This is a genomic window from Chloracidobacterium sp., assembly GCA_025057975.1.
Taxonomy (GTDB): Bacteria; Acidobacteriota; Blastocatellia; order Chloracidobacteriales; family Chloracidobacteriaceae; genus Chloracidobacterium.
Genome location: JANWUV010000031.1, coordinates 1 through 590, shown reverse-complemented (window position 1 = coordinate 590; position 590 = coordinate 1).

Sequence of the window (590 nt, the reverse complement as noted above, 5' to 3'; positions counted from 1 at the left end):
AGAAGACCATAAAGCCAAGATGAACATCCAAGCGTGTGTTTGGAAATGTGCATCAGCCACTATGTAACATTACCTGAAAATCTTCTTGATGCTGACCACGATTGGCGACTGGCGTTTGCAGCGCGTCCTTGCCAGACTTTGGCAAAGGCTTGAGCCGGACAAGTAACCAGCGAGGGCTGGTGGAAGCAGCCGTGAGAACCCGACAACCTGAAAGAATGACTTAGGTTTAGGCTACTCAGCCTTTTGACGCCGGTGGGTTTGGCCAACGCCGCAACGGGCGCCGTTATCCAGGAGGGGCTTGATGATCAGAACCCGGGTCTCAGGCAGTTCACTGTGGAAGAACTGACGGCGTTCGCGTCTGAGCTCGACGTATAGGCATGGTCGGTTGCGGCGCTCGACGACCCGGATAGCGAGGTGCAGTGCACGGCGATTTAGGCGTTGACGCCCGCAGCGTGCGGTGACGAGCAATTGGCAGAGCAAGTGGCTGCGCGCCCGACGGATGCCTGCGAGGCGGTGCGAGCAGCGGCGGTCAAGGCCTAGGCGGACGTGGCAGTCCTGCCGCCGTCAAGCGACTCGCTGCGTGTCTGCAC